This is a genomic window from Bradyrhizobium sp. Mp27 (genome assembly GCF_029953005.1).
Lineage (GTDB): Bacteria > Pseudomonadota > Alphaproteobacteria > Rhizobiales > Xanthobacteraceae > Bradyrhizobium > Bradyrhizobium barranii.
On sequence record NZ_JASAUS010000243.1, the window covers coordinates 1 to 7397 of the forward strand.

The window sequence follows — 7397 nt, forward strand, 5'->3', positions numbered from 1 at the left end:
CTCCGCAACCCCGACCAGCTCCGACGACCCGAGCGCTACCAGCAGAGCACGCCGATCAAAGGGGTCCCTTTTGGAGGCCGATAGGGGGTCCCAGTCAAACGCCGATTGACATTGGCCCATGTAGTTGAGCGAGAGGCGCGCATGATAGCGGCGCGTCGCGAAGTTCGGTGCGACGCCCGCCAGGAAGCGGTCCATAAGGGTCGGTGCGACGGGCTTAATCACAGCGGGATCACCCGCTGGGTACGAATGCCGCCGCGCTTGGCCCGAGCGGCCTGCTTTTCGAGGCGTTGAGCGCGCTGATCGAGTTGGCGCAGATCGGCGCGCCAAAGCTCACGATCCTTGATCGTGTAACGCTGACCGTTCTGCTCGACCGTGTTGATCGAGTTTAGGGTCTCTTCAAGCTGCTCTTCGACGGTCTTTGCCATGCCCCGAAGCTACGGGACATGGATCGTTCGAGAGAGAGCGTTCCGATCTCCCTTAGCGCGCTCGCTTTGGAGCGTCCTTGAAGATCACGATATCGTCAGGCGGCACTCCACCGGCGAGATAGATGCGCAAAAGCATCTCGATAGTGCCGGAAACGGCCGACTTGCCCTTCTCCATGTTGTAGACGTGGTCGGTGCCGTGGTCCTCGGAGAGCCCCAGGGCGCGCACGAGCTCTTGGGCCGTCAGCGGGGCACCGCCGGGCTTCCACATCTTGCCCAGGGCGGTACGGGCGGCGCGGACATCGTCCTTGGTCATCATGCTCTTCATCTAGCCGCTCAATCCTTAACTTTCAACGCCACGGCTGCGGACGCGACGCCTCCCAGGAAGAGCCTGGGGAGCCGCAGGGGCCGGTTCTTCGCGCGCGACGGGCATTTGCGGGGCAGCATTCAGCGCGTTCGCCGCTGCCGCCCGCAGAGCCATCAAACGACGCTCCATGTTGATGCCGAGCGAGAGCCGCGCTGCGATATTGTAGACGCGGAGATCCAGCGGTTCATTGCGCTGATGGACTTTGTGCCATTCCTTCGTCACGAAGCCGCGCCTATCGGTCTTCAGCACCGCTTTTTCGGCGGTCAGGCCCTCGAAGAACTTTTTGTCATAGTTTTCGAGCAGCGGGTAATGGCAGTAGCCGGGACCGGGCTCCTTCAGTTCGAGCCGCTTGTAGTGCATGTCCTTCGCCTGATCGACGCCAAGCACGAAGATCGTGACGTTCTTCGCCTTGTTGACGGTGCCCTTCACCGGCCAGATCGGGCGGCCGGGTCCGCCGATGCCCTTAATAGCGTAGACGCGGCGAGCGATGCGCGGCCGAACGAAGTTGTAGACGTGCTGCGTGAAGTGGCCGCCAGAGTCGATGCAGGCCGCTTCCACACGCATCTCGACGCCGGACGGATGCTTGAACGTTCGCATCAAGGCGTTGTCGATGACCTCCCAAAAGCCGGGGGTGTTCGGCGCGCCATAGTGAACCTTGTAGTCGAGCGACCACGATTCATCGTCCTGGCCCCAACCGCACCACTCGACTTCGGCGCGGTCGTCCTGAATATCGACGGAGCCGGTGATGCAGCCGACGCCGCTCGGCAAGATGATCGCGGCGTCATACTCTTCACGGCGCGCAAAGATCGAGTCGGGGTTGGCTCGCTCGCCGCGCTCTTCCCACGTCTCCGCAAGGCGCGTGTTCACCCAGGTCTTCAGACGCTCGGGGTGCTTCTTCACCAACACGAAGTCGCGTGCCATCTCGCCGAGAGCGCGCCACGGCGACGCGATGCGGTTCAAGTGGAAGCCCGCGTGACCCTTCACTTCGGGCCGCGTCGCGATCCACACACCGCGCTGGATCGCCTTCAGCCGCTCTGCCTCGCTCCATCCGTGGTCGCACAGTTCGCCGGTGTCGGGGTCGCTGTATTCGCAGTGATAGCGTGCCGCCAACGGATCGTTGTCGGGCCATCGGACTTGCGCCCAGCGCAAATGCTGCATGTGAGCGCACTTCGGGCACGGCACGAAGAAGCGGCGCTGATCGCTTTCCTCATAGGATGACTCGATGCGCGACGCGCCCTTGATGGTCGGCGTCGAGACGAGTGCGATCTTGCGATTCCAGAACGTCGTGGTTCGCTCGATGGCGAGCGAGACGGGATCGCCTTCCTTACCGGCGCTCGCCTCATAGCGATCAACTTCGTCGCAGAGCAGAATGCGGATCGGGCGCGATGCGAGCGATGCGGGCGAGTTTGCGCCCGCCATGGTGATGTGGCCGCCCGCATATTTCTTGTGAAGGATCGTGTCTTCGGAGTCGCGCGCGCTGTTGCCGAGCTTCGCCGAGAGAGGCGGCGTGTCGCGGATCATCGGCGCGAGACGATCCTTCGAATATGCTTCGGCCATCTGCAACGTCGGTTGCAGAATGAGCATCGGGCACGGATCGAGATGGACGTGGAAGCCCGCCACGTTGTTGATGACTTCGGTCTTCACCGTCTGCGCCGCGACCATACAGGTGATGATCTCGATCTCGGGATCGGCGAAGGCATCCATGATGCCGCGCGACGGCTCGACGCGCGCAGTAGACCACTTGCCGGGCTCGGAAGACGCTTCCGGCGAGAGCACGCGGTATTCGTCCGCCCACTCGGAGACGGTCAGCTTCGGCGGCGGGCTGAAGCTCTGCGCGATGATTTCGCGAACCTGCGCGCGAAGCCGAGCTTCATACGCGGCATCGTCACTGTATTCATCGACTACGGCGACGGCGGCGGTCATGCTCAATCCGGCTTGCGCTGATACTCAGGGCAGCGCTGACGTGCGTCGGTCGGTTGCTCGAAGTTGATCGAGGCCGTGCGTTGACAAACGCCGTGCCACTCCCCTTCCCGCTTCCATCCGGTGCAGACTTCGCAACTGTTGGGCGGCCACTTCATCCACGAAGGCTTAAACTCACTCGTCATTTTCTTCTTCGTCTTGCTCGATGTGTTCGACCGTCGGCTCGACGTGAGGTTCTTCCTCGACGGGCTCCGTGGTCATCTTGATTTCGTTCAGTGCTTCGAGGATCAGCCGCTCAACTTCGTTGACCAGCTTCTTCGTGCCTTCAGGCGCGCCGACTTCGAGTTGAATGGCGGGCCGGAGCTTGGATGGGATGCCGAGCAGCCGCGCGCGTGCGTTGGCGATTTCGTTCGAGAGCACCTTGACGATCATTTGGATGGGGCGAACAAGCTCCATCTTCGTCGCCAATTCCAACTCGGACAGTTTCGCCTTCGCGATCTCATTGCGGAGGCGCGCCTTGTCGATGGTGATCTCTTCGCCGCCTTCCTTAAGCGTCGCGGCCGTATGCGCCTTGCGCTCTGCACGTTCGCGCGCGAGCAGCCACTTCAGCACGTCTTCGGTGTCGAACTCGAACTGCTTGCCACGGCCGCCGTGCGACTTGACCGGCATCCCGTTCTCGACCCATGCGGAGATCGTCGGCAGCGAATAGCCGAAGATGTCCGCAAGCTCTTGTCGGTTGACGGTCTTGCCCATGATCAGTCGATCACGTTCAGCCGGTCGGTCCGCGCCGCCAGATCGGCGACGACGATGTCCATCTGCCGGAAGGTGGACGCCATATCGCCCTGGTAGTTCATGACGGAGCGATGGGCCTTTACTTCGGCCTGCGCCTGCTCGGTGCGGTGTTCCTGGGGGATCAGGCCGGGGCGAACGATCTCGATCACCCAACCGCCCATGCGGTCGATGGCTTCGCCTTCGTTTGCGTGGCGCACGTCCTCGAACACGACGCGCTTCGGCGCGCTCATGTAAAGCACGTCGGTCTCGGTGCCGATCCAGAACTCAGAGCCCATCCAATCGCGGCCCCAATGGCCGCCGAGCCCTTCCATGGCGTGGCGCGGCGACTGGCCGCCCAGCCAGGGCGTCGGCACTTCCTTGAGATCGCCGTCGATCATCCGCTCGATGGTGGCTTCGTCGCAGCGCCGGTAGCGCAGGTAGGCGCGCAGCATGTCCTTGAGCGCGCCAGCGAACCGGCCGCGCACAAGCCCGTGGTTCTCGATGAGATGGCGGGCCACGGTGGTCTTGCCGGACCCGATAAGGCCCTTGAGGCCGATGACGATCATGGATGGAGGCTCCGATTGGGAGCCATACGGTCTCAATCGGTATAGTTTCTTTCGAGCGTGTTTCGGTATCCCATCGCAGCGCCGGACCGCCGCCGGATCAAAATATCAATTTCGGGCTTGGAAATCGCCAATCTGATGTTTTCAGGGGCAGGCCGGGGTGGGATCGACCCCCAGGTTCCACAACCGATCCGAGAACAGAAAGTCACTTTTAAAATTTTGTATCTGCGAGAGTCGGGCGGTCGCGCGTCACCCGAATGGGGGAAGGGCCCTGGAAGGACCCAGTTACAATCTGTGAGATGTTCGAAGCTGGCAGCAGGTGCGAGAAGCTAGATCATGGGGAAGACGCTGACTCCTAGCGATGTCGGTTCCCAGGCTGGCCTTTGCGACCGCTGCGAGACATCTCTACGTCAGGTTCTAGAAAGCTTGCCGCAGTAGGGGACCTACGCAGGTAATCTTGAACACGAGGCTGACATGGACCGGCAGAACTTCGATCCATCTAATGTGCCAGCTGGGTCGCTAGCGCGGCACGCCGTTTCGGAAGAGCCGCAGGCGGGCCCGGCCGGGCAAGACGTCTTTGAGCAGCACTTGGCCGAGGCAAGCCAGGCTGCTCCCGTCGCCAGCGGACACAGGGCCACCAGCTATCCCCATCTGTCTACAGAAGACCGGAACTTTATCGATACTGTGATCCCTCATGAGCATGACGCGGCTCAATCGAGCGCAGCGAAGAGACGGAGGACGCTGCCCGATCTTGAAGAGGTTGTGATATACCGACAGTCAAACGCGAACGCCGCTTCAGGAGAAAGTAGCGGTGCACCGCAGGTTGCAACAACGGGCATCATAGTCCGAGGGCGTTCGGACGAGCGGCCTCTCTATTCCAAGGATGCCGCCGTCCTGAAGCTTGAGCACGCCCTCATAGAGCGCGGCATGAAGAGCCGAGGGGCACATGAGCATGTAAGCCGCCTCATTACCTATAGCCGTTGGCTATTCGAAAATAAGCTACCAAGCATTGTCGATCGCCTGGACAGCAAGTCGCTGATCGACGATGGCGCCATACACAAGTACACCGGCGGGCGCAATGCGGATCTCCTTAAGTCCTTGAATTATTTTAGGACCTTTTGGGCGGCGGAAGAACTCGTCGTACGAGCTAAGCGCGATAACTCCTCCCAGAGCGCGCTCCTCAATCCCGAAAGCGCGGTGCAGATGGAACCGCGGCGCATCGACGGCACCGCTGGCAGCCGGGGCCCTGGCCATCCCCATCTGTCGACGGAAGACCGGAACCTTATCGATAGCGCGATCGCTCAATATGCGGCTCAGAAAAACCCCAAACCTGGAACGGTTAGAGCTTATACTAAGTCACTTTATCGACTGGGGAATGATCTCCGCGCTCGCGGCCAAACGACCGATCTAGCGAACCACGATGCCCTAGCGGAACACGTAAATACTTACTTTTCGGACAACGAAAATATTAAGGCAGCGCTGAGCGTTCTTCGTCCGCATAACACCTATCCTCATCTTTCTACAGAAGACCGGAACCATATTGATAGCGCGATCGCTCAATATGCGGCGCAGAACAACTCACAACCTGAAACGGTTAAAAGCTATACGCAGGCACTTTATCGACTTGGGAATGATTTCCGCGCTCGCGGCCAAACGACCGATCTAGCGAACCACGATGCCCTAGTGGAACACGCAAATACCCACTTTCGGACAAACGGAAAGATAAGGACGGGGCTGAGCGTCCTTCGTGCGTATCACGACCCCGCCCCAGACTATCTGTCGACGGAAGACCGGAACCATATCGATAGCGCGATCGCTCAATATGTGGCGCAGAACAACTCACAACCTAAAACGGTTAGACGCTATACGCAGGCACTTCATCGACTTGTGAATGATCTCCGCGCTCGCGGCCAAACGACCGATCTAGCAGATTACAAGTCTCTGCTAGATCACGCAACTACTTACTTTCCGAACAACCCAATGATTAAGGCCGGGCTGAGCGTCCTTCGTGCGTATCATGACCCCAATCATTTAGTTTCTCGCGGGCGACCGCGCGCCCTCCCCTCAGGGAAAGACGCATCTAACGATGTCCAACAAACTCTTCGCCAAAGGACAGATGCACGCGCCGGGAGCAATCTCCTGCCAAGCGAAGGGGTCCTCATAAATCATGAGCATGACACCGCTCAATCGAGAGCAGCGAAGAGACGGAGGACGCTGATCGATCCTTCCCCCCAGAACGTGGCCCTCATCAATCCTGAAAGCGCGGCGCCGATGGGACCGCTGCGCATCGACGCCGCCGCTGCGCAGCACAGCGCGCCGCACGAAGCGAGCACTCGGCTAGGGGAGCTTCAGGAAGAACAGGACGGTCAACACGCCCCGTCGGCTTTCACTCAGGAGCAAACCGCATTCCACTCAGAGCAGCTCCCTCAGGGAGAGCTTCAGCGGCTGGAAACACAGTTGCAAGACGAGCATCACGGAGTAGGAGACAATCATCCTGCTCAGTCGTTTCCCGTCGATTCGGAGGAGTTTACTTTTGATCTCGACCAGTTCCATCCAGGGGAGCTTCGGCGACTGCTTGATGACGACCCCGCAGAGGAGCTTCAGGAAAGGCGAGATGATCACTCCGCCCCGTCGGCTTTCATTCAAGCGCAAGCCGCATTCCATTCAGAGCAACTCCCGCAAGGGGAGCTTGAGCGACTGGAAAAGCAGTTGCATGACGAGCTTCAGGGACGACGGGACAATCATCCTGCTCTGTCGTTTTCCATCGATCCGGAAGACCTTACTTTGGATCGCGAGCTGTTCTCTCCAGAGGAGCTCCTGCGACCGCTTGATGACGAGCCAGCAGAGGAGCTTCAGGAAAGGCGAGATGATCACCCCGCCCCGTCGGCTTTCATTCAGGCGCAAGCCGCATTCCATTCAGAGCAACTCCCGCAAGGGGAGCTTGAGCGACTGGAAAAGCAGTTGCATGACGAGCTTCAGGGACGACGGGACAATCATCCTGCTCTGTCGTTTTCCATCGATCCGGAAGACCTTACTTTGGATCGCGAGCTGTTCTCTCCAGAGGAACTCCTGCGACCGCTTGATGACGAACCAGCAGAGGAGGTTCAGAAATGGCGAGGTGATCATCCACCCGTATAGGGCATGATCTGCGCGACATTGCCGCACACGATCGCCTACGTCCGAGGGGGGTGGGAGTCATTTAGCTCATGAACCTTCCCGCTCGAAGGGGGTGGATTCGATTCGCGAGCTATGGCTGATTTTGGGTGACGCGGCCTGATCAGGCGGCGTGGCTTTCAGTGTTCGGAATGACTTCGATTCCGTCGATGAACTTTACACCGGCGATGACTTTCGGCA

7 protein-coding genes are annotated in these 7397 nt (G+C 59.9%); 1 reads left to right on the top strand and 6 read right to left on the bottom strand.

Features of this window, described 5'->3' with window-relative positions; translation table 11 throughout:
- From QJT78_RS46640 to QJT78_RS46665, 6 genes are all read right to left on the bottom strand, one after another.
- Window positions 1-222: hypothetical protein (locus QJT78_RS46640; RefSeq protein WP_281460690.1), on the bottom strand; the 222-nt coding region annotated here is incomplete at its 3' end.
- Window positions 219-425 carry a hypothetical protein gene (locus QJT78_RS46645; protein WP_028181390.1) on the bottom strand — a complete coding sequence of 69 codons (207 nt, stop codon included), beginning with the start codon at window positions 423-425 and terminating at the stop codon, window positions 219-221. The genes QJT78_RS46645 and QJT78_RS46640, both read right to left, overlap by 4 nt.
- Window positions 426-477: 52 nt before the next feature.
- Window positions 478-750, bottom strand: a complete 273-nt coding sequence (locus QJT78_RS46650; RefSeq protein ID WP_038952973.1) for a helix-turn-helix domain-containing protein — start codon at window positions 748-750, stop codon at window positions 478-480.
- A gap of 15 nt (window positions 751-765) precedes the next feature.
- Window positions 766-2712, bottom strand: a complete 1947-nt coding sequence (locus tag QJT78_RS46655; protein ID WP_038952974.1) for a phage terminase large subunit family protein — start codon at window positions 2710-2712, stop codon at window positions 766-768.
- Window positions 2713-2883: 171 nt separating this feature from the next.
- Window positions 2884-3462 (bottom strand): terminase small subunit, encoded by a 579-nt coding sequence (locus tag QJT78_RS46660; RefSeq protein ID WP_038952975.1) that lies wholly within the window; start codon window positions 3460-3462, stop codon window positions 2884-2886.
- Between the two features lie 2 nt (window positions 3463-3464).
- Complete coding sequence (locus QJT78_RS46665) at window positions 3465-4046, bottom strand: deoxynucleotide monophosphate kinase (RefSeq protein WP_281460691.1); 582 nt, start codon at window positions 4044-4046, stop codon at window positions 3465-3467.
- Window positions 4047-4517: 471 nt separating this feature from the next.
- Here QJT78_RS46665 and QJT78_RS46670 point away from each other — a divergent pair, with 471 nt between their 5' ends.
- Entirely contained in the window at window positions 4518-7181 is a 2664-nt protein-coding gene (locus QJT78_RS46670) for a hypothetical protein (RefSeq protein WP_281460692.1), read from the top strand.
- The last annotated feature ends 216 nt before the right edge of the window (window positions 7182-7397 follow it).

Coding starts and splice junctions, on each gene's coding strand:
- QJT78_RS46660 (WP_038952975.1), bottom strand. CDS start 3,462: ATGGGCAAGACCGTCAACCGACAAGAGCTTGCGGACATCTTCGGCTAT.
- QJT78_RS46645 (WP_028181390.1), bottom strand. CDS start 425: ATGGCAAAGACCGTCGAAGAGCAGCTTGAAGAGACCCTAAACTCGATC.
- QJT78_RS46670 (WP_281460692.1), top strand. CDS start 4,518: ATGGACCGGCAGAACTTCGATCCATCTAATGTGCCAGCTGGGTCGCTA.
- QJT78_RS46650 (WP_038952973.1), bottom strand. CDS start 750: ATGAAGAGCATGATGACCAAGGACGATGTCCGCGCCGCCCGTACCGCC.
- QJT78_RS46655 (WP_038952974.1), bottom strand. CDS start 2,712: ATGACCGCCGCCGTCGCCGTAGTCGATGAATACAGTGACGATGCCGCG.
- QJT78_RS46665 (WP_281460691.1), bottom strand. CDS start 4,046: ATGATCGTCATCGGCCTCAAGGGCCTTATCGGGTCCGGCAAGACCACC.